The sequence below is a fragment of the Campylobacter sp. BCW_6889 genome, from assembly GCF_001762535.1.
In the GTDB taxonomy this organism is placed as follows: Bacteria; Campylobacterota; Campylobacteria; order Campylobacterales; family Campylobacteraceae; genus Campylobacter_D; species Campylobacter_D jejuni.
Genome location: NZ_MJWZ01000080.1, coordinates 1 through 20,122 on the forward strand (window position 1 = coordinate 1; position 20,122 = coordinate 20,122).

The window sequence follows — 20,122 nt, forward strand, 5'->3', positions numbered from 1 at the left end:
AAGTATAATCAATCACACTCTTATGTGCTATGCTTACTCCTTTAGGAATGCCTGTACTCCCACTGGTAAAAAGAACATAGAGTAAATTAGTATCTATGTGTTTTTCTTTTGCAGTTTTTATTAAACTTTCATCTATATTAAAACTTTCAAAGTCTTGTGTATAAAGCGTAGGCAAATCTAAGTTAAATTCTAAATCTTTTGAAGTGATAAAAAGTTTAGGTTTTAAAACTTCTATAACTTTTTCTACTCTTTCTTTAGGACTTTTTTCATCTAAAAGGGTATAAAAATTTCCACTTAATGCCACTCCAAAAAATGAAATTAAACAATCAATCCCTTTAGGTAAGATGATTAAAACAGGAGCTTGAGTAGGATTATCACTTCCTAAAGTTTTTAAAATTTCACTGGCTAGTTTTTTAGAAAAAAGATCAAAGTCTTTATAAGCGATTTCTTTTCTTTCCTTGGCAAAGGGTTCTATAAAAGCAGTTTTTTTGCTAAATTTGATTAAACTTTTTTCTAAAAAATCGTAGATATGAGTTGCCATGATTTGCCTTTTTAGTTTTTTGTAATATAATATCGATAAATTAATAAAAAAGGCCTTTATATGCTTATAAACCAAACCTTTGAAATCGATTCTTGTGATGATGTAGAATTAGGCATTAAAAGAACCAGTAAGCTTGAATATCGCATCAGTTATGATGATGAAAAAGATATCAAAGCTATAGTTTTTATCATAGGAGGTTATGGAGCTAATGCAAATATATATTTTTTAGATTCTTATAGAAATTATATTGCTAAAAATTTTGATGTAGTGACAATAAATGTTTTTTATCATTGTTTTTGCCAAAGGCGTTCAGATGTTGAGAAATATAGTGCTTTTACAATATTTACAATAGAAGATTTGTCAAATTTATCTCAGGCTTTATTGGAAATAGGTGTTAATATCAATGTCAATCTTGAGAATGCACAACAATGTTATGAATTACTTAATCAGAATATTACTACTTTAAAATTACAAGGAAAACTAGTACAAAATTATCAAGCGAAATTTACTTCAACTTTTATCCCACCTAATGGAGATTATCAAAATTTTGGCATTATGGCAGCTATTGATCATATTAATGCCTTAAAAGATTTAGCTAAACGCTTTCCAAAATTTGCAGATTTACCAAAAATTTATGGGGGGGGGTCTTATGGAGGATACTTATCTTTACTCATAGCAAAAATAGCTCCTTGGTATGTGGATGGCGTGATTGATAATTCAGGTTCGGCTTTGCCACCTTTGATTTATATTTTAGGAAGAGAAATGGATAGTGGTTGTGATTATGTATTTGATGATCCAAATACTCTAATAGAATGTTTTCTAAAAACCCATTGGACACGTAAAGAAAATTCACCTTATTTTTTTAATAATGAAAATTATTTTATTAGAACATTGTTAAATAAAGATCATTTGATTTTACAAAGTCAAAAAAATAAAAATATTATTTATGTGAGTTATCATAGTAAAGAAGATCCTCTAACTCCAGCAAATTTTAAAGAACAAACCATGCAAATATTAAAAATTTTAGGATATGATGTAAGCTTAAATTTGATAGATGAAAATAAAATTGATGGAAAATTTATTAAAAATTTAGACCATGGTTGTGGTATACCTGATAAAGCCTTATTTAGAAAAGAACTTCCTTTAATGCTTGAAAAACTACAAGGAAGAAAATCTTTAATACAAGAAAATTCCATCTCTTATCCTTGTGGAAATAAAGTATTTACTTTTAAAGATGTGGGAGATAAATTTGAATTAGAGATAAAAGATTAAAACCTTAAAGGTTTTAATCAAGCTTTGCTAAATCGATTAAATCACTCACTTTTTGACAATTTTTCAAATCTTCGGCTGTGATTTTTAAAGCAAAAAGATTTTTATAAAGAACCATTACAGATACAAAAGCCAAACTATCCCACTCATCTATATTATCAAGTAGCATATCTTCATTTAACTCTTCATCTCTATGCATGGCTTCTTTAAGCTCTTCTAAAAATTCAGTTTTTGTCATTATTTCTCCTTTGTGTAAATTAAAATATCTTTTGTGTATAAATCCTTGAAATTTAGCACCGCACTTCCCCAACTAAGCCCTGCGCCAAAAGCACTTAAGCTTGCTTTAAATTCTTTTGGAGTATCTAACTCGCAAAGTAGGGCAGGTAGTGAACAAGCGCTTAGATTAGCGTATTTTTCCATGATGAAATTAGGAACTTTATCATTATTAAGTTTTAACTCTTCTTTAATACAATCAACCAAATACGCATTAGATTGATGAAAAAGATGAAAAGCAATGTCTTTTTCTTCTACCTTGGAAAATTCTAAAATTTCTTTAAAGCTTTTAGGTTCGCATTCTAAAGCCATATTAAAAATATTTGCTCCGTCCATGTAAAGATTTTCTAATTGTCTAAACTCCTCAGTTTGCATGAGCGAATCATTGTTAAAAATATCTGCTTTAGGTATTCTCATCGCACCTTTTGGAATGATGAGTTTATCAAAATGTCTCCCATCACTTCCAAGTTCAAAAAAGGCTTCATTAAAATCCGTTTTTTCAATCAAAGTTGCGCTTACTCCATCGCCAAAAATAGGGGCTAAATTCATATTTTTAGGATGGATGAATTTGCTTAAAGTATCCCCACAAATGAGTAAAATTTTACCTAAGCCACTTTGTATTAAAGAATGAGCGACAAATAAGCCGTATAAATACCCTGCACAAGCTTGTCCTAAATCAAAAGCTATGGTTTTAGAGCTTAAATTTAAAAGTTGGTGTAAATAACAAGCCGTAGAAGGCATGAAAAAATCAGGACTTTGAGTTACTACGATGAGTGCATCAAGGCTATTTTTATCTATATTTAAACCTTGTAAAAGTGTATTGGCTGCGTGTTTTCCAAGATCGCTTACGCAAGTGTTTTCATCGCAAATATAACGCGTGTTTAAACCTATGACTTTTTTCATTCTTTTAAGGGTTTTAATATCATTTGAAAAAACGCTTTCTAACTCATCATCAATGCAAATTTTATGTTCAGGTACGCTTACGCAAATGCCTGAAATTTTGGCTTTATCAAATCTAGTTTTCATGGATTATAAGTCCTTTAAAATTTAAATTTTGAAATGAAACAAGGGCTGAGTTTTTTTCAATTTCTTTAGAAATTTGTTCTAAAAAGCTTAAAAATGGCATATTTCTTTCGCCTTTTTGATAATAAAGCCTTGCATTATTGTTTTTAAGATTGAAGAATTTTAAAGCTAGTTCAAAGGCTTTAAAAAACATTCGAGTTTCAAGTTTTCTACCTAAAGCTCTGCAAGAAATGCAAAGATCATTGATAAATAATTTTCCTTCTTTGCAAGAAAAAACAAAAATAGCGATAATCCCACTATCGCTTAATTTATCACTCATGCTCACACTTACAATGAGCTCTTTTTGCATGTGTTGTGCGACTTTTTCTTGATTTAAGCGTGTGTAATTAGCGATAAATTGATTAGTTTTGCCTAAAAGTTCGCTAATGCGAGGGATATTTTGCAGATCATTTTTGCTAAAATCTAAGCTGATTTCAAGATTTTGAAAATATTCTTCATCGCTTAAACTTTTAAGCTCGTCTCTTAAAGCATTGGCTGCTATATCTTTGGCACGAATTTGATCTTCTTTGGTATTTGAAAGTTTTAAAAGATTAGGAAAAAGCTTGATTTTATAAAGTATATTTTCATCGCATAAAAGTGTTTTAACACCTGTAAATTTGGTATTTTCAAGCTCGGCGATATTATCATCTATAAAAAGCATAGCATTAGTATTTATATTAAATTTTTTAGCAATTTTTAAGATATTTTCACCCTTTGGCTCCCAATTGATCATTCTAGCATCAAAATCATCCCATTGTAAGATGAAATCTTTCCTTGTTTCAAAAAGTTTTTTTGCGTCTTTTTCTTCATTTTTTGAAGCTAGGGCGAGCAAAAAGCCTTGTTTTTTAAAAGTTTTAATTTTTTCTTGTAAGGTTTTGTGCAAAGGACTTAAATTAAGATTATCTATACCCTCTTCACCTAAAATTCCTTGATACAAGGTATTATCAAGATCAAGTACAAGAGCTTTAAGAGCAGGTTTTATGAGTGCAGGGATGAGGCTAAGTCCTAAAATTTGTGCTAAAAAAATCAAGGCTTTATTATTAAGTTTAGAGCCTGTAAGTTCTTCTTTAGCTAAGTCTAAAATATCTTCTTCATCAAAATACTCTTTTATGAGTTTTTCCACATTAAAAATTTCGCAATTTAAAATTTTTTTATCTGTTTTAAATTCTCCTAAACTAAGGACTAAAATAGGGCTTTGTGAAATTTTTCTTAATGCTAAAAGTCTTTCTTCTAGAAAATTTTGCACATTATTTTTATAGCGGGTTAAATCCAGCCATAAAAGTTCCAAATTAGCTTCTTTAAAATTATCAAAACTTAAACTATCATCATAAGAGCTGAAATTAAACTCAGCTCTTAAATTAGCAAAATGTAAAAAAGGAGCGATGATACTTTGCACTCCTTCAAAAGCATGATTTCTATGGATATTAATAAGAAGATCTTGACTTTTACTAAATTCTAATTCTTTGGCAAATTTTATAAGCTCATTGCGTTTTAAATGAGGCGAGAAAAGATTCATTTTAGCTCCACAAGTTCGATTAAAAGCCTATTTGGCATCATGATAAAGCAAAGTTTAGCAAAATAGCTTGCTTGCATAATAGGAACAATACAAATGCCTTCTTGTTGTTCTAAAAGAATTAAATCTTGAGCGATATTTTTACTTTCATAGGCTAAATGATACATTTTGGTATTATTTTTCAAATAGCTATCTAGCGGGCCTTTATCGTTTAAATTTTGCAAAAGTTCAAATCTATACTGTGGAAATGCTTCATTGCAAGGAATGATAAATTCGCCTCTTACTCCTTGTTTTTCATCTATAAATTCTGCTTCTTTGTAAAAACCTAGTTTAAAAAAACATTCCCTTTCTTTTTCTAAATTTTTACAAGCCACACCTATATGATGAAGGGGTAAATTGAGTGTTTTATCAAGCATTTAAAACTACTGCCATAGTGATAGCATTTTTAAATTTCAATGCTTTTTCTAAACTATAATCATTTGCCATAAAATATTCATAAGTCTTAAGCTTTAAGTCCGATTTTTCTATCAAATCTTTAACTTCATCAGGATGGGAAAATAAATAAATATGATCAATAGCAGGAGCATTGATAGGAATAGTTGTAAAAATTTCTCCTCCATCACTAAGAAGCTCTTTGGATCTTTTAAGAAATTCAAGAGGTTTTTCTACGTGTTCTAGTACTTCTCCAATCACTATCAAATCAGCTTTTTTATCAAAATCATAAGTAAAAAAATCTTGACATAAAAAATCACATTTTGAGATCAATTCTCCTACTTGTTGCTTTACCATGTTTTGAGTAAGTTCGCAACTCGTTGGAGAGATATCAAGTCCATAAAAGGCGGAAAATTTACCACTTTTAACTGCTCTTGCAAAATATTCTCCATGACCAGGGCCTATTTCAAAATAAGTTGTTTTTGGAGTGAAATTTTGCAAATATTGTGAAAAATACTTTCTTACTTTAATATGAGCTATCCAAACAAAAGAAGAAAGAGCTAAGCCTATCATGTATTGTTTCATATAGCTTTCATTAAAATAAACCTTATCCTTAACTTCATCAAAACTAGAATAACGATAAGTCCCATTTTCTATGAAAAATTTTGTTTCTTCTAAAGTATCGTTAAGGATCAATAAATAACAATCGCATTGTTCTTCTATACTGATGCTATCTTGAATATAATAAGAAATTAATTTATCAAATTCTTCTTCGTCTTCTTGTGAAAATTCAATTTTTTTAAGATATTTAGAATGGATAGGATTTTTTTGAGCGATGGCTTGAAATAATTTTTCAATATTTTCTTTCATTTTTCAGCCTTTAGGGTTTGAATTTTTTCTAGCAAAGCGTTTTGGGATTTTAAGAGACTTAAATCTTCTTTGTTGAATTTGATTTCAAATTCTTCTTCTAAACTCATGATGATATCAATATGGGCTAAAGAAGTCCAGTTCTTGCAATTTTCCATGCTTAAATTTGTATTTTCATCTACTTTGATTTCAAGGATATTTTCTAAAATTTCATAAAATTGTTTTTCCATTGTATAGCACTTTCTTAAGAATGTTGAAAATTAATATATTGTATCATAAAATTTTTCATTAATTATAAAATATTTTATTTAGGTTTTAACATGGAAAAGATAATACGATTTATAAATTTCTTAGAGTTAAATAAAGATGATTTTATTTTATTTACAGGGAATTTAATGCAATTTTTGCAAAATATAGATGGAGATAATAGAAAAAAATTAAATTTTTTATTAGATTGTATGAAAGATAATGTAGATACATTAGCTATTCATACTTTTAATTGGGATTTTTGTAAAGGTTTGGCATATGATATTTTAAATTCTAAATCACAAACTGGAGCTTTAGGTAATATAGCTCTTAAAAGAGATGATTTTAGAAGAACAAAACACCCTATTTATTCTTTTGCGGTTACTGGAAAATTTCAAAAAGAACTTGTTGCACTTGAGAATAAAGGAGCTTTTGATAATAATTCTCCCTTTGCTTTTATGTATAAAAATAATACAAAAATGATTATTGTAAATTTGCCTTTACAAGATTCTTTTACCTTTGTGCATTATGTGGAAGAATGTTTAAAAGTGGATTATCGCTTTAACAAAAGTTTTGAGGCTTTATATACAGATGAAAAGGGATTTACGCAATTAAAAACTTATGATATGTTTGTTCGCAAAGATGGAGTTTTAACGGATGTTAATGGTTTGGAAGATCTTTTTATAAAAGAAAATGTGATGGAGCTTAAAAAATTTGAAAATCTTTGCATTAAGAAAATTGATTTATCTAGGGCATATGACATAATTGTTAAGGATATTAAAGATAATCATGCTAAAAATTTAATGAGTTATGCTTAAAAGTTTATATTCTAAGATTTTTACCAAAAGCTCTTTAAATTCATAAGCTTGCATATTTAAGATATTGGCTATATCGATGATATCATTCTCTCCATCGCAGTAAGCTAGAAAATTACAAGCCAAAGGAATGTCATTGGCAGTGCTAAGGGTATGATATAGTCCTCTTTTGCCAAGATTGGGTTCGCATACTATGGTGTTTTCATATACGGCGTTGATTTCTAGATTTAAAATCATTTCTTGCATACTTTGAAGTCCACCCATTAAACCTTTTTCAGAGATAAAATTGAGATCGTCTTTTGAGTTATGATATCCATCATAGTTACCGTATCTTGTGCGACATACCCCTACTATGCCAAGATTTACAAGTGGAGCATTGTATTGTCTTTCATCACTTCCACGATCTAGAAAACTAAAAGCTTTGAAATTTTCTTTATTTTTGAGTGTATGCAGGGCGACTTTATCGCTTAGAGTGTTTTCTTTAGGTGTATGTATGAGTGAGTAAGCATGATCATCGCCTAAGCAAGAAAGCACAAAGCCTGCTTTAACATGTTTTTTTAAATGCTCTAAATGTTTGCTAAGATAGACTATAGAGCCTATGGTTTCAGGGATGATGACAAAGCGGTAATTATATCTTCTTTCTTTTAAACTCAAAAGCCATTTTGCTAAGAAAATACTCACCACAGGGCCACTAAGCTCATTATTTGCCATGGAAGGGTGGCAGAGATAGGTTGAAATTAAAATTTCATCTTTTGAATTTTGCGTACTAGGTAGGATAAAATCAGCATAGTCCAAAACCCCATTTTCATCATGTTTTGCATCGATATAAACTTTGTATTTGCCTTTTTTAAGTTTTTTTCTTTCATTATGCGTGAGACAAAATCCCCAACGCCTTTTGTAATAACTCGTTACATAAGGAATAGCATCGGGCATTTCTTCTATGGAGTAAAGATGATCTTGAAGTTCTTCTAGTTCGATTTCTTTATCGATAGCTTCGCTATAGTTTAGAAGGTGTAGATTATGCTTTTTAAAATCACAAATTTTTTCTCCTTCTGGAGTGATGATATAGGCTTCTTTGGCGTTCCATTCATCAGGGACTATCCAGTCAAAAACTTTTGTACCACTTTTTATAGAGTGAAATTTGAGTATCCCCCCCCCGCCCAGAGTTTTATTTAAAATTTCTAAGCTATCTCTAAAACCTTGCCCTGTGATACTTCTAGGGATAGGAAAAAGTTCACAAGCTAGTTCATACATAGCCTTTCCAGTTTGGCTAAAATTTTGACTTCTAAAGTCTAGCTTATTCACAATATCCCTTTTTAACTTTTTCAAGAATGCTAAATAAAGTATCTTTTACAAATTTTGCATCTTTTAGATTCATTTCTTGATGACAAGGTATACTAAGCTCGGCTTTGTAAAAATTATCCGCATTTTGGAGTCTGATTTCTCCTAAGAGTTTTTTATAAAAACTAAACTCATAAGTTGGTTTATAATGTACCTGCACGCCAATTCCTGCATGAAGTAAGCTTTCAAAAAGTTCTTCTTTTTGACAATAAAATTCAGGAAAAAGCAAAATAGGATATAAATGTCTTGAGCTTTTTTTATAATCTTTGATTTTTATCGTAGAAAAATAAGGATTTTTTTCAAATTCTTTATCGTAAAAACTTGCGATTTCTTCTCTTTTTTCAAGATTGTGATCGAGTTTTTTAAGCTGATTTATCCCTAAAGCACAAGCAACATCACTTAAGCGGTAATTATAGCCAAGTTCTACCATATCGCTATCCCAAAGCCTTTTTTTAATGATACCATGGCTTCTTAAAAGCTTGATTTTAGTGATAAGTTCTTCATTATCACTCACCACAGCTCCACCTTCAAAAGTGGTAATAGGCTTAACAGGGTGAAAAGAAAAGATAGAAAGATCGGCTTTTTTTCCTACTTTTTCACTTTTATACAAAGCACCTAAAGCATGGCTTGCATCATCGATTAAAGGGATATTGTATTTTTTAGCAAGGTTTGAAATTTCATCCATTTCAACGCTATTGCCCGCAAAATCCACTACGCTAATAGCTCCTATATTTTCACTATTTTTTAAAAGTCTTGCTTCTAATTTTTTTTCATCGATATTACCATCGTTTTTAATGTCGATAAACTCTACCTTAGCTCCAGCCATTAATGCCGCATTAGCCGTAGCAGCGAAGGTTAAAGGGGTGGTTAAAACGATTTTTTCTTGGACACCTAGTGCTGTGTAGGCAAGATGAAGAGCTGAAGTAGCTGAGTTTAATACACAAGCGTGTTTTACGCCCACATATTCACAAAGGGCTTCTTCAAATTCATTTACTTTTTTACCCCCTGTTAAAATTTCATCTTTTAAAGCTTTTGTAAGCGTATCTATATCGCTTTGATCGATGTTTTGATGAGAATAAGTAAGCATTTTAAAAACCTTCGGTGTGATTGATGATTTCTAAAAGTTCTTTTTCGCTTGCCCATAAAGGATTATTATCCGAACTATAAGAAAAACCATCTTTTACCTTTTGTCCTTTTTCGCCTAGGGCATTAATGCTAAAGTCATTATCTTTATCTACGAATTTAATACTCGGGCTTATAGCATAGTAGTTTTCAAATTCATAGGTTAAATGACTATCATCGCTTGAAATCATGATTTCATGTAGTTTTTCTCCTGCTCTTATACCTATGATTTTATGACTTAAATGAGGAGCTAAAGCATGGGCTAGATCGGTGATTTTCATCGAAGGAATTTTAGGGATAAAGATTTCTCCTCCGTGCATTCTTTCAAAATTACTCAGTACAAATTTCACTCCATCTTCAAGGCTGATCCAAAAACGAGTCATCCTTGTATCGGTAATAGGAAGTTCTTTAGCTCCTTCGCTGATGAGTTTTTTAAAAAAAGGCACCACTGATCCTCTTGAACCTACAACATTGCCATATCTTGTAACACCAAAGCGTGTTTGTTTGTTACCTGCTATATTGTTTGCAGCGACAAAAAGCTTGTCGCTTGCAAGTTTGGTTGCACCGTATAAATTTACAGGATTGCAAGCCTTATCCGTACTAAGAGCGATACATTTTTTAACCCCATTTTCAAAACAAGCGTCGATAACATTTTGCGCACCGTGTATGTTTGTTTTTATACATTCCATAGGGTTATATTCAGCAATAGGCACATGCTTCATCGCAGCAGCATGTATAACAAAATCCACATCACGCATAGCAGTACTTAAGCGTTCTTTATCTCTTACATCTCCTATGAAATAACGCATACAAGGAGCGTTAAAAACGTTTGCCATTTCAAATTGTTTAAGCTCATCACGAGAATAAATGATGATTTTATTAGGTTTATAATTTTCTAGCAAAACCTTAGTATAGGTTTTTCCAAAAGAGCCTGTTCCGCCTGTGATTAAGATATTTTTTTTGTTAAACATTTTGCCTTCCTTTGCTTAAGTTTTTTTAAAATTAAAGCAACAAGTGTTCCTATTTTAAAATTCTTGGCAAGGTTATGCCAGTTTGGGCTTGATACTTGCCTTTTTTGTCTTTATAAGTGGTATCACATTTTTCATCGCCTTGTAAAAACAACACTTGTGCTATGCCTTCATTGGCATAAATTTTTGCAGGTAAAGGCGTAGTGTTTGAAATCTCTATAGTGATATGTCCTTCAAAACCTGGTTCAAAAGGAGTAACATTGACGATGATGCCACATCTTGCATAAGTGCTTTTGCCAAGACAAATAGCTAAAACATCATCAGGCATTTTAAAATACTCTATAGTTCTAGCTAGGGCAAAAGAATTTGCAGGAACTATACATACATCACCTTCAAAATCTACTACATTTTCTTCTACGAAATTTTTTGGATCTACTACGGTTGAATTAACATTGGTAAAAATTTTAAACTCACGCCCTACGCGTATATCGTAGCCATAACTTGAAAGTCCATAGCTTATTACACCTTTTCCTATATTTGCTTCGCAAAATGGCTCGATCATCTTGTATTCTAATGCCATTTTTCTTATCCAGTTATCTGCTTTTAAGCCCATTTTTAACCTTTTAATATTTGTAATTTTTTATAAGGATTATAACCTAAAAAATCTATATTTTTATGATTTTTTTCTTTTTTAAAGTTAAATTTTAAGTTTTTTTATATAATACAAGATTAAGTTCTTAAATTTTAGGAGAATTTTATGACAAAAGAAGAAATTAAAGAGTTAGTAAACCTTTTTGCTGAAGCAAATATTAGTAAAATTAAGATCAAAGAACAAGATGGTTTTGAAATAGAACTTGAAAGAGATATGTGTTGCGATGTTCCAGCTCCTGTTTGTCCTCCAGTTCCAGCTCCACAACCTATCAATGTAAGTGTTGTAAATGAAGCTCAACCTAGTCAAAATGCAAAATCAAACAAGCCAAGTATAAACAGCCCTATGGTGGGAACTTTCTATCAAGCTCCAAGCCCAGGTGCAGCACCTTTTGTAAAAGTAGGTAGCACGGTTAAAAAAGGCGATACTATAGCTATTATCGAAGCGATGAAAATCATGAATGAAATTGAAGCGGAATTTGATTGCAGGATCGCTGAAATTTTAGTTGCTGATGGTCAGCCTGTAGAATTTGGAATGCCTTTATTTGCGGTGGAGAAATTATAAAATGGAAATTAAAAGCATATTAATTGCTAATCGTGGAGAAATAGCATTACGCGCTTTAAGAACGATTAAAGAAATGGGTAAAAAAGCAATTTGTGTGTATTCTGAAGCAGATAAAGATGCTTTATATTTAAAATACGCTGATGCAAGCATTTGTATAGGAAAAGCAAGAAGTTCTGAAAGTTATTTAAATATCCCAGCTATTATCACAGCAGCTGAAATTGCTGAAGCAGATGCGATTTTTCCAGGATATGGATTTTTAAGTGAAAATCAAAATTTTGTTGAAATTTGTGCTAAACATAACATCAAATTTATAGGTCCTTCTGTAGAAGCTATGAATTTAATGAGTGATAAATCAAAAGCTAAACAAGTAATGCAAAGAGCAGGCGTGCCTGTAATCCCAGGAAGCGATGGGGCTTTAGCAGGAGCTGAAGCAGCTAAAAAACTTGCTAAAGAAATAGGCTATCCTGTGATTTTAAAAGCAGCTGCTGGCGGTGGCGGCCGTGGCATGCGTGTGGTGGAAAATGAAAAAGATCTTGAAAAAGCGTATTGGTCGGCTGAAAGCGAAGCTATGACAGCATTTGGTGATGGAACTATGTATATGGAAAAATACATACAAAATCCACGCCATATAGAAGTTCAGGTTATAGGAGATAGTTTTGGTAATGTGATTCATGTGGGCGAAAGAGATTGTTCTATGCAAAGACGCCATCAAAAACTTATCGAAGAATCTCCCGCGATTTTGCTTGATGAAAAAACACGCACTAGGCTTCATGAAACTGCTATTAAGGCAGCCAAAGCTATAGGATATGAAGGTGCGGGAACTTTTGAGTTTTTAGTTGATAAAAATTTAGACTTTTATTTTATAGAAATGAATACACGTTTGCAAGTTGAACACTGTGTAAGTGAAATGGTAAGTGGGATTGATATCATAGAACAAATGATTAAGGTGGCAGAAGGTTATGCCTTGCCATCTCAAGAAAGTATTAAATTAAATGGGCATTCTATAGAATGTAGAATCACGGCAGAAGATTCTAAAACTTTCTTGCCAAGTCCAGGCAAGATTACTAAATACATTCCACCCGCAGGACGCAATGTCAGAATGGAAAGTCATTGTTATCAAGACTATAGCGTGCCTCCTTATTATGATTCTATGATAGGTAAGCTTGTAGTTTGGGCAGAAGATCGCAATAAAGCTATTGCAAAAATGAAAGTAGCTTTAGATGAGTTACTTATAAGTGGGATAAAAACAACCAAAGATTTCCATCTTTCTATGATGGAAAATCCTGATTTTATTAATAATAATTACGATACAAATTATCTTGCAAGACATTAAAATTTCCCTATTAAAGGGAAATTTTAATTGTAATTTTTATCTTAAATATTCTATATTGATTTTAGAGCGGAGTTTATCAAAATAATCCTGTATGAAATTTTGTCTTTGTTCGCTTACATAAGCGTTTAAAACTTCATTTTTAACTTGCTCATATTCAGGAGTTTGTGCTCCATCTTTGCTTTTAACTTCATAAAGTTCATAGCCATTTTTTCCATTTAAAACAGGGGAAAAGCCTCCAACAGGAATTTGCGATAAAAGCCCTAAAAGTCTTGGATCAGCATTGCTTGTGTTTAAAGATGCATTTTGTGGTTTAAGGATTGTTTTTTTTGTATTTTTGATATTTTCTAAAGTTTGAGGATTGTTTGATAAATAAATATTTGCATTAATTTGTGTATAAAAAGTGAATTTATCTTTATTTTGTTCGAAAAATTTTTTTGCTCCATCATCACTAAAATCAGTTTTTGCCATACTTGCGATTTTTTCATAAAGCTTTCTTTTTTCTAAATCTTTTTTTAAATTTGCACGAAATTGTTCATAGCTTTGATTTTTGGATTTTAAATTTGCTTTGAAAGCATTTAAAGTAGTTTTGTTTTGAGCAAGCATTTTATTTATAGCATCATCAAGCTCTAGATCATTGACTACAATACCCAGTTGTTTCATTTGTGAAATTTCCATTTTTTCATTGATGAGTACGCCTAAAGCTTGATTTCTATCAATTTTAAGTACTTTCATAGTTTGATCTATATCATAAGTTGTAATAGGCTCTTTGTCTACAACTACAGCTATAGCATTAATGGTATTTGCACTAGCTAAACTTGCAAAAAATGCAAAACTTAATAAAATTTTTTTCATTTCAAACCTTTATTTAAGTATAAATATCGCATTATATCAATAAAAATTTAAGAAAAGGCAAAAAATGCACGAAAAACTTACAACGCGTTTTGCTCCAAGCCCAACAGGGTATTTGCACATAGGTGGACTTAGAACAGCTCTTTATAATTATTTATACGCTAGAAAAAATGGTGGAAATTTTTTACTTCGTATTGAAGATACGGATTTAAAAAGAAATTCCAAAGAAGCTACTAAAGCAATTATCGAAGCTTTTAAATGGTGCGGTTTAGAACATGATGGAGAAGTAACTTATCAATCAGAGCGTTTTGATCTTTATAAAGAATATGTCAAAAAGCTTTTAGATGAAGACAAGGCGTATTATTGTTATATGAGTAAAGAAGAATTAGAAGAATTACGCGCCAAGCAAGAAGCCGCCAAAGAGCGCCCAAGATATGATGGAAGATATAGAGAATTTAAAGGCACGCCACCTCAGGGTATAGAACCTGTTGTGCGTATTAAAGCACCTCAAAGCGGCGAGATTATTTTTGAAGATGGGATTAAAGGCGAGGTAAAATTTAAAGCAGAGGATATAATGGATGATTTTATCATTGCAAGAAGTGATGGAACTCCAACTTATAATTTTACTGTTGTTATTGATGATGCTTTAATGGGAGTAAGTGATGTGATTCGTGGGGATGATCATCTTTCAAATACTCCTAAACAAATTGTACTTTATGAAGCATTGGGTTTTAAAATTCCTAAATTTTTTCATGTGGCTATGATACATGGAGAAGATGGTAAAAAGCTTTCAAAAAGACATGGGGCAACTGATGTTATGGAATACAAAGAAATGGGAATTTTACCTCAAGCTTTGCTTAATTTTCTTGTGCGTTTAGGTTGGAGTCATGGTGATGATGAGGTATTTTCGCTAGAAGATTTGAAAAAACTTTTTGATCCTTATCATATTAATAAAAGCGCATCTTGTTATAATGCTAAAAAGCTTGAATGGCTTAATACTCATTATATTAAAACTTTACCTTTTGAAGAGATTAACCGTCAGCTTAAAGATCTTGGTTTTGATTTATCTGTTTATGAAAAGGCAGGATTTTTACTTGATTTATTAAGAGAGCGTGCAAAAACCTTGCATGATATTATCAATGGTGCAAAAAGCATAGTTAATACGCCGCAAAATTATGATGAAAATGCAGTGCAAAAATTTGTTAACGAAAATAATTTAGAATTGCTCCAAGCATTTGCTAATACACTTAAAGATCAAAAAACAGGTAAAGATTTTGAAGATTTTACAAATGATTTTTTAGAAAAAAAAGAAGCAAAGTTAAAAGATTTGGCTCAGCCTATACGCATAGCTTTAACAGGGAGTGCGGTAAGTCCTAGTATTTTTGAAGTATTAGAATTTTTAGGGGTTGATGAGTGTAAAAAAAGAATAGAAAATTTTTTAAAAGTTAGAGGAAAATAAAATGAATTTAAAAGAAGAAGCTTTAAAATACCATTTAGGTGGGAAAATTGATATTGTCCCAAGTAAGCCAATGGCTACAAGTCATGATCTATCTTTGGCGTATAGCCCAGGAGTTGCAGAACCTTGCCTTGAAATCGCTAAAGATAATGAGCTTGCTTATACTTATACAAATAAGGCTAATTTGGTAGCTATAGTTAGCGATGGTTCTGCTGTTTTAGGACTTGGAAACATAGGAGCACAGGCTTCAAAACCTGTTATGGAAGGTAAGGCTTGTTTGTTTAAAAAATTTGCAAATGTTAATGCTTATGATATAGAAATTGATGTTCATAGTGTGGAAGAGATTGTAAATTTTTGCAAAGCTTTGGCTCCGACTGTGGGTGGGATAAATTTAGAAGATATAGCTGCTCCAAAATGTTTTGAAATTGAAGCGGCTTTGCAAGATTTAGGAATTCCTGTAATGCATGATGATCAGCATGGAACGGCTATTATTTCAACTGCGGGACTTATGAATGCTATGGAGATAAGCGGTAAAAAATTTAAAGACATTAAGGTGGTTGTAAGTGGCGCAGGTGCCGCAGGTATAGCAAGTGCTAAGATGTATAGAAATTTAGGGGTCGAAAATATTATTTTAGTAGATAGCAAAGGTGTTGTTTCTAAGGATAGAAATGACTTAACTCCTCAAAAGCTTGAATTTGCTGTTGATTCTAAGGAAAAGACTTTAAAAGAAGTTTTAAAAGGAGCTGATGTTTTCCTAGGACTTAGTGCGCCAAAAATTCTTGATGATGAAATGGTTTTAAGTATGGCAAAAGATCCTGTAATTTTTGCTTTGGCAAATCCTATCCCTGAAGTGATGCCTGAAGATGTGGCTAGACTTAGAAAAGATGCGATTGTAGGAACAGGAAGGAGTGATTATCCAAATCAAATCAATAATGTTTTAGGTTTTCCTTTTATTTTCCGTGGGGCTTTAGATGTGCGTGCAAGTAAAATCACTGAAAATATGAAAGTAGCTGCTGCTAAAGCATTAGCAGATCTTGCAAAACTTCCTGTAAGTGATGCAGTTAAAAAGGCTTATAATTTAAGCGCTTTAGAATTTGGAAGAGAATATGTTATACCAAAACCTTTTGATGAAAGAGTAAAAGCTGCAGTAAGTACAGCTGTAGCAGCAGCTGCGGTAAAAGATGGTGTGGCTAAGGTGAAAAATTTTAACGAGAAAGCTTATTTTGAAAGCTTAAAATGAAAAATATTCATTGTATCAATCATCCATTGATCGAACATAAATTAGGAATTTTAAGGGCTAAAGAGACAAAGCCCTTTCAATTTCGCATGTTAATCGATGAAATTTCATCTTTTTTGCTTTTTGAAGCGAGTAAAGATTTTTCTTTAAAAGAAATTGAAATTTCAACACCTATACAAAAAACTACAGTAAAAAAACTTGATGAAAAAATTATGATTTGCCCTATTTTAAGAGCTGCATTAGGAATGCTTGAAAGTGTTTTTAAGATGATTCCTGATGCAAGTGTTGGATTTTTGGGATTTGTAAGAAATGAAGAAACTTTAAAGGCGGATTTTTATTTTCAAAAACTTCCCAAAGATGCAAAACAACGCACCGCTATTGTCATAGATCCTATGTTTGCTACAGGTGGAACTGCTATAGAGGCTTGTAATTTTTTAAAAAGCCAAGGAGTTAAAAAAATAAAATTTATATCCATACTTGCTACTCCACAAGGTTTGCAAAAATTTAGCCAAATGCATGATGATGTAGAAGTTTTTGTGGCTTGTATTGATGAAGGTTTAAATGAAAAAGGTTATATTATACCAGGACTTGGAGATGCAGGAGATAGAGTGTTTAACACTCTTTAAAAGAGATGATTTTTGGAAAAATTGATTATATTAATCTTTTGCCTTTACATATATATCTTAAGAAATATCCCTTACCTAATGGTTATAAAGCAAGCATGGAGTATAAAAAAGGAGTTCCAAGTAAGCTAAATAAAGATTTATTTTATAGAAGAATTGATGCAGCTATCATTTCAAGCATAGAAAGTGCTAGAAAAAAATATAAAAATTTAGATTTGGGTATCTGTGCTAATAAAAGAGTTTTAAGTGTTTTAGTAGAAAAAAATACATCAAATGCTAAAGATCCAAGTTCAGCAACTTCAAATGCTTTAGCTAAAGTATTAAAACAAGATGGAAAAGTAATTATAGGTGATAAGGCTTTAAAGCTTTATCTAAAAGATTCTTCTAAATATATCGATTTATGTGCAAAATGGCACGAAAAAACAGGGTTGCCTTTTGTTTTTGCTAGATTCTCTTGTGTGCAAAAAAAAGCTTTATATAAACAAATTTTGAAAAAATTTCCAAAAACAAAGATTAAAATTCCTTATTATATACTGCAAAATTATGCCAAAACAAGGGATTTGGATATAAAAGATGTTAGATATTATTTAGATGAAGTTATATATCATAAAATTTCTACTAAAGAAAAAACAGCCTTAAAGCGTTTTGTAAAGGCTTCCAAGGCTTTAAATCTTGATTAGTATTCGAATTCTCTAAGTTCTTTAACTGTTCCAAGAAGTATTACAACATCTCCACTATAAACTGTTGTGGTTTCTAAATCAGGCAATATTTCCCAGTCGCTATTTAATTTTTTATAAGAAATCACTTTCATATTTTGTGCTACATGTTTTAAAGAATTTCCTGCTAATTTTTCATCTATATTGATCTTAATAGCTCGTATAGTATTTGCTGAAAGATCAAAAACTTCATAATCGGCATCTTTGGTTAAAAATTCTTTTACTAGTCTTTTAGCGCTTTCTTTTTCAGGATAAATAACCTTTGTTGCACCTAACTTAGAAAGAATTTGACCATGGATATTAGAGGTTGCTTTAGCAATGATGTTTTTAACACCTATATCTTTAAGCGCCATAAGAGTAAGGATTGATTTTTCAACATTTTCTCCTATGCTAACAATAACAACTTCAACATCATGAAAGCCCGCTTCTTTTAGAGCTGAAATATTTGTAGAATCTAAAATATAAGCATAGCTTGGAGGATTTTGTATACTTTTTAAAGTTTCCTCATCTTTATCCGCAACGATAACAGTATGACCTCCAGCAATGAGTTCATCTGCTACAACTGAGCCAAATTTTCCAAGTCCTATAATTCCATAATTAAGATTTTTCACGATTTTACCTTTATAAATTAACCTTTCCTTCAGGGAATTTTAAATGAATAGCTTTGTCTTGTTTGAATACCGAGAGTAAAAAAGCAAAAACACCTATCCTGCCACTTAGCATCATAATGATGATAATCACCTTGCTAGGATCACTAAACAAAGCACATAAAGATAAAGTTCCACCATTTCCTACTGAAATTCCTACGGTTGCAAAAGCTGAAGAAGTTTCAAAAAGCAAGGCTATAAAATCAAAATTTGACTCTAGCAAGGAAAGCAAAATAACAGCTATTACTATATAAACAGCTGAACCTACAGCTATAATAAAAGCTTTAGATATAGTTTCTCTTGGAATTTCATGTCCAAAAATTCTAACTCTTCCATCTCGGATACTCCAATAAGCATAGAGTAATAAAACCATTACAGTTGTTACTTTCATACCCCCAGCTGTTCCTCCTGGTGCACCACCAATAACCATAAACAATGATCCAAAAAATAAGCTCGCATCATGCAAATGTCCCATATCTAAGGTGTTAAATCCTGCTGTGCGGTAATTAATAGCGATAAAATATGAGCTTAAAATTTTATCAAAAAATGAAAAATGTCCTATAGTCTGAGGATTTGAGTATTCAAAAGCAAAAATAATAAGCGTTGAAGAGAAAATAAGAAAAATACTTGCAACAACAACCATTTTTGTATGTAGGCTTAAATTTTGCAATTTTTTTCTTTGAAAAAAGTATAATTCAACCAAAACAAAATATCCAAGCCCTCCAATAATAATCAAAGAAGTGATAATAAGATTAATTGCTATATCATGTTTGTAAGCTATAAGTCCATGTTCAAATGTGGTAAACCCAGAATTATTAAAAGCGCTAATAGAATGAAAAATTCCAAACCATAAAGCTTTCTTAAAATTCATTTCAAGGGCAAAACGCATGGTAAGAAGTATAGCACCTATTAATTCTATAGTAAAAATGAACAGTAAAACCTTTTTAAAAAATTTAAATAAACCATCCATTGATGGATAAAATAAAGACTCTTTTAGTAAATTTCTTGCACTAAATCCCACTTTTTTGCGTATGAGTATATAAACAAACAAACCTATACCCATATATCCCAAGCCTCCAATTTGCACCAAAGCCAAGATAATAATTTGTCCTGCTAAGGTAAAATCAACCGCAGTGTTCTTAACTGCTAATCCTGTCATACTAACAGCAGATGTGCTTGTGAAAAAGGCATCTAAAAAATCAATAGCAGTTGTATGTGCCCAGCTTGAATGTAGCAATAAAGCCCCAAACAATGCAATAATAATATAACCAGCTAGTAAAATTTTAAAAGTTCGTCTATCTAGTCCAAATTGTTTCAAAAAATTTCCATTTGATAATGATCTAAAGCGGGTATTCTATCTTATTAAAACTTTAAGGGAAATAAAATTTTATTTTTGTATTTAAACTTAAATTAAAGAAAAAAAGATACAATTACATTTTTACTTTAATCAAACTAAGTGGTTGGATAGCTCAGTCGGTAGAGCAGCAGACTGAAAATCTGCGTGTCGGCAGTTCGATTCTGCCTCTAACCACCACTTTATCTTTCAAAAAATCACATCACATATTTTTTTACACAAGACCGAAATATTTAAAGGACTAA

At 31.3% G+C, this 20,122-nt stretch carries 22 protein-coding genes and 1 tRNA gene; 9 read left to right on the forward strand and 14 right to left on the reverse strand.

From position 1 onward, the window contains the following. On the reverse strand, positions 1-541 hold a 541-nt coding region (locus AJ939_RS10140; RefSeq protein ID WP_148124048.1), incomplete at its 3' end, for an AMP-binding protein. 60 nt (positions 542-601) lie between these two features. On the opposite strand from AJ939_RS10140, the gene AJ939_RS10145 reads away from it, so the two are divergent. Next, the gene (locus AJ939_RS10145; protein WP_070283450.1) at positions 602-1,813 is read left to right on the forward strand and encodes a DUF2920 family protein; all 1,212 of its coding nucleotides are present in this window, start codon (positions 602-604) and stop codon (positions 1,811-1,813) included. 13 nt (positions 1,814-1,826) lie between these two features. On the opposite strand, the gene AJ939_RS10150 is transcribed toward AJ939_RS10145, so the two are convergent. The 6 genes from AJ939_RS10150 to AJ939_RS10175 are packed head-to-tail and all read right to left on the reverse strand — an operon-like array spanning position 1,827 to position 6,187. Next, positions 1,827-2,048 carry an acyl carrier protein gene (locus AJ939_RS10150; RefSeq protein ID WP_070276746.1) on the reverse strand — a complete coding sequence of 74 codons (222 nt, stop codon included), beginning with the start codon at positions 2,046-2,048 and terminating at the stop codon, positions 1,827-1,829. Then, the gene (locus tag AJ939_RS10155) at positions 2,048-3,109 is read right to left on the reverse strand and encodes a beta-ketoacyl-ACP synthase III (RefSeq protein ID WP_070276744.1); all 1,062 of its coding nucleotides are present in this window, start codon (positions 3,107-3,109) and stop codon (positions 2,048-2,050) included. Before AJ939_RS10155 ends, AJ939_RS10150 begins: the two co-directional genes overlap by 1 nt. Next, positions 3,099-4,661: an HAD family hydrolase gene (locus tag AJ939_RS10160; RefSeq protein WP_070276743.1), complete on the reverse strand. Its 1,563-nt coding sequence runs from the start codon at positions 4,659-4,661 to the stop codon at positions 3,099-3,101. The genes AJ939_RS10155 and AJ939_RS10160 overlap by 11 nt, the downstream gene beginning before the upstream one ends. Next, on the reverse strand, positions 4,658-5,074 hold the full coding sequence (locus AJ939_RS10165) for a VOC family protein (protein WP_044780600.1): 417 nt from the start codon (positions 5,072-5,074) through the stop codon (positions 4,658-4,660). The genes AJ939_RS10160 and AJ939_RS10165 overlap by 4 nt, the downstream gene beginning before the upstream one ends. After that, the gene (locus AJ939_RS10170; protein WP_044780598.1) at positions 5,067-5,960 is read right to left on the reverse strand and encodes a class I SAM-dependent methyltransferase; all 894 of its coding nucleotides are present in this window, start codon (positions 5,958-5,960) and stop codon (positions 5,067-5,069) included. The genes AJ939_RS10165 and AJ939_RS10170 overlap by 8 nt, the downstream gene beginning before the upstream one ends. Beyond that, positions 5,957-6,187 (reverse strand): acyl carrier protein, encoded by a 231-nt coding sequence (locus tag AJ939_RS10175; RefSeq protein ID WP_044780596.1) that lies wholly within the window; start codon positions 6,185-6,187, stop codon positions 5,957-5,959. The genes AJ939_RS10170 and AJ939_RS10175 overlap by 4 nt, the downstream gene beginning before the upstream one ends. A gap of 90 nt (positions 6,188-6,277) precedes the next feature. On the opposite strand from AJ939_RS10175, the gene AJ939_RS10180 reads away from it, so the two are divergent. Then, positions 6,278-7,021, forward strand: a complete 744-nt coding sequence (locus tag AJ939_RS10180; protein ID WP_044780594.1) for an AAC(3) family N-acetyltransferase — start codon at positions 6,278-6,280, stop codon at positions 7,019-7,021. Here the strand turns inward: AJ939_RS10180 and AJ939_RS10185 are convergent. From AJ939_RS10185 to dcd, 4 genes are read right to left on the reverse strand one after another with little or no spacing between them, the layout of a single operon-like run. Then, complete coding sequence (locus tag AJ939_RS10185; protein WP_070276742.1) at positions 7,004-8,323, reverse strand: DUF4910 domain-containing protein; 1,320 nt, start codon at positions 8,321-8,323, stop codon at positions 7,004-7,006. The genes AJ939_RS10180 and AJ939_RS10185 overlap by 18 nt on opposite strands. Beyond that, positions 8,316-9,446, reverse strand: coding sequence for a UDP-4-amino-4,6-dideoxy-N-acetyl-beta-L-altrosamine transaminase (pseC, locus tag AJ939_RS10190; protein ID WP_070276741.1), 1,131 nt, complete (start codon positions 9,444-9,446; stop codon positions 8,316-8,318). Before pseC ends, AJ939_RS10185 begins: the two co-directional genes overlap by 8 nt. Before the next feature lies 1 nt (position 9,447). Further along, on the reverse strand, positions 9,448-10,452 hold the full coding sequence (pseB, locus tag AJ939_RS10195) for a UDP-N-acetylglucosamine 4,6-dehydratase (inverting) (protein WP_070276740.1): 1,005 nt from the start codon (positions 10,450-10,452) through the stop codon (positions 9,448-9,450). Positions 10,453-10,501: 49 nt separating this feature from the next. Then, positions 10,502-11,062, reverse strand: a complete 561-nt coding sequence (gene dcd, locus AJ939_RS10200) for a dCTP deaminase (RefSeq protein ID WP_002861983.1) — start codon at positions 11,060-11,062, stop codon at positions 10,502-10,504. A 144-nt stretch (positions 11,063-11,206) separates the two neighbouring features. Here dcd and accB point away from each other — a divergent pair, with 144 nt between their 5' ends. Both accB and AJ939_RS10210 read left to right on the forward strand, forming a co-directional pair. Beyond that, positions 11,207-11,662 carry an acetyl-CoA carboxylase biotin carboxyl carrier protein gene (gene accB / locus AJ939_RS10205; RefSeq protein WP_002861982.1) on the forward strand — a complete coding sequence of 152 codons (456 nt, stop codon included), beginning with the start codon at positions 11,207-11,209 and terminating at the stop codon, positions 11,660-11,662. A 1-nt stretch (position 11,663) separates the two neighbouring features. After that, positions 11,664-12,995: an acetyl-CoA carboxylase biotin carboxylase subunit gene (locus tag AJ939_RS10210; RefSeq protein ID WP_002854112.1), complete on the forward strand. Its 1,332-nt coding sequence runs from the start codon at positions 11,664-11,666 to the stop codon at positions 12,993-12,995. A 36-nt stretch (positions 12,996-13,031) separates the two neighbouring features. Here the strand turns inward: AJ939_RS10210 and salC are convergent, their stop codons facing one another. Beyond that, positions 13,032-13,847 (reverse strand): peptidylprolyl isomerase SalC, encoded by an 816-nt coding sequence (gene salC, locus AJ939_RS10215; RefSeq protein ID WP_002861980.1) that lies wholly within the window; start codon positions 13,845-13,847, stop codon positions 13,032-13,034. 64 nt (positions 13,848-13,911) lie between these two features. On the opposite strand from salC, the gene gltX reads away from it, so the two are divergent. Genes gltX through AJ939_RS10235 form a run of 4 tightly spaced genes read left to right on the forward strand, consistent with a single transcriptional unit; the run spans position 13,912 to position 17,840 of the window. Further along, positions 13,912-15,303: a glutamate--tRNA ligase gene (gene gltX / locus AJ939_RS10220; RefSeq protein ID WP_044780588.1), complete on the forward strand. Its 1,392-nt coding sequence runs from the start codon at positions 13,912-13,914 to the stop codon at positions 15,301-15,303. A gap of 1 nt (position 15,304) precedes the next feature. Next, entirely contained in the window at positions 15,305-16,540 is a 1,236-nt protein-coding gene (locus AJ939_RS10225) for a malic enzyme-like NAD(P)-binding protein (protein WP_044780586.1), read from the forward strand. Beyond that, a complete protein-coding gene (upp, locus tag AJ939_RS10230) occupies positions 16,537-17,163 on the forward strand; it encodes a uracil phosphoribosyltransferase (RefSeq protein ID WP_002861977.1) in 627 nt (208 codons plus the stop codon). The genes AJ939_RS10225 and upp overlap by 4 nt, the downstream gene beginning before the upstream one ends. 5 nt (positions 17,164-17,168) lie before the next feature. After that, on the forward strand, positions 17,169-17,840 hold the full coding sequence (locus AJ939_RS10235; protein ID WP_070276739.1) for an MqnA/MqnD/SBP family protein: 672 nt from the start codon (positions 17,169-17,171) through the stop codon (positions 17,838-17,840). Here the strand turns inward: AJ939_RS10235 and AJ939_RS10240 are convergent. After that, complete coding sequence (locus tag AJ939_RS10240; RefSeq protein WP_002861975.1) at positions 17,837-18,487, reverse strand: potassium channel family protein; 651 nt, start codon at positions 18,485-18,487, stop codon at positions 17,837-17,839. The genes AJ939_RS10235 and AJ939_RS10240 overlap by 4 nt on opposite strands. A gap of 10 nt (positions 18,488-18,497) precedes the next feature. After that, the gene (locus tag AJ939_RS10245; RefSeq protein WP_070276738.1) at positions 18,498-19,841 is read right to left on the reverse strand and encodes a TrkH family potassium uptake protein; all 1,344 of its coding nucleotides are present in this window, start codon (positions 19,839-19,841) and stop codon (positions 18,498-18,500) included. Between the two features lie 140 nt (positions 19,842-19,981). Here AJ939_RS10245 and AJ939_RS10250 point away from each other — a divergent pair. After that, positions 19,982-20,057, forward strand: a tRNA-Phe gene (locus AJ939_RS10250). Positions 20,058-20,122 lie beyond the last annotated feature (65 nt).

Bases quoted from the DNA above. Each gene is read 5' to 3' on its own strand.
- AJ939_RS10155 (WP_070276744.1), bottom strand. From the start codon at position 3,109: ATGAAAACTAGATTTGATAAAGCCAAAATTTCAGGCATTTGCGTAAGC.
- AJ939_RS10150 (WP_070276746.1), bottom strand. From the start codon at position 2,048: ATGACAAAAACTGAATTTTTAGAAGAGCTTAAAGAAGCCATGCATAGA.
- gltX (WP_044780588.1), top strand. From the start codon at position 13,912: ATGCACGAAAAACTTACAACGCGTTTTGCTCCAAGCCCAACAGGGTAT.
- AJ939_RS10170 (WP_044780598.1), bottom strand. From the start codon at position 5,960: ATGAAAGAAAATATTGAAAAATTATTTCAAGCCATCGCTCAAAAAAAT.
- salC (WP_002861980.1), bottom strand. From the start codon at position 13,847: ATGAAAAAAATTTTATTAAGTTTTGCATTTTTTGCAAGTTTAGCTAGT.
- AJ939_RS10225 (WP_044780586.1), top strand. From the start codon at position 15,305: ATGAATTTAAAAGAAGAAGCTTTAAAATACCATTTAGGTGGGAAAATT.
- pseB (WP_070276740.1), bottom strand. From the start codon at position 10,452: ATGTTTAACAAAAAAAATATCTTAATCACAGGCGGAACAGGCTCTTTT.
- AJ939_RS10165 (WP_044780600.1), bottom strand. From the start codon at position 5,074: ATGCTTGATAAAACACTCAATTTACCCCTTCATCATATAGGTGTGGCT.
- upp (WP_002861977.1), top strand. From the start codon at position 16,537: ATGAAAAATATTCATTGTATCAATCATCCATTGATCGAACATAAATTA.
- dcd (WP_002861983.1), bottom strand. From the start codon at position 11,062: ATGGGCTTAAAAGCAGATAACTGGATAAGAAAAATGGCATTAGAATAC.
- pseC (WP_070276741.1), bottom strand. From the start codon at position 9,446: ATGCTTACTTATTCTCATCAAAACATCGATCAAAGCGATATAGATACG.
- AJ939_RS10210 (WP_002854112.1), top strand. From the start codon at position 11,664: ATGGAAATTAAAAGCATATTAATTGCTAATCGTGGAGAAATAGCATTA.
- AJ939_RS10175 (WP_044780596.1), bottom strand. From the start codon at position 6,187: ATGGAAAAACAATTTTATGAAATTTTAGAAAATATCCTTGAAATCAAA.
- AJ939_RS10235 (WP_070276739.1), top strand. From the start codon at position 17,169: ATGATTTTTGGAAAAATTGATTATATTAATCTTTTGCCTTTACATATA.
- AJ939_RS10180 (WP_044780594.1), top strand. From the start codon at position 6,278: ATGGAAAAGATAATACGATTTATAAATTTCTTAGAGTTAAATAAAGAT.
- AJ939_RS10145 (WP_070283450.1), top strand. From the start codon at position 602: ATGCTTATAAACCAAACCTTTGAAATCGATTCTTGTGATGATGTAGAA.
- accB (WP_002861982.1), top strand. From the start codon at position 11,207: ATGACAAAAGAAGAAATTAAAGAGTTAGTAAACCTTTTTGCTGAAGCA.
- AJ939_RS10160 (WP_070276743.1), bottom strand. From the start codon at position 4,661: ATGAATCTTTTCTCGCCTCATTTAAAACGCAATGAGCTTATAAAATTT.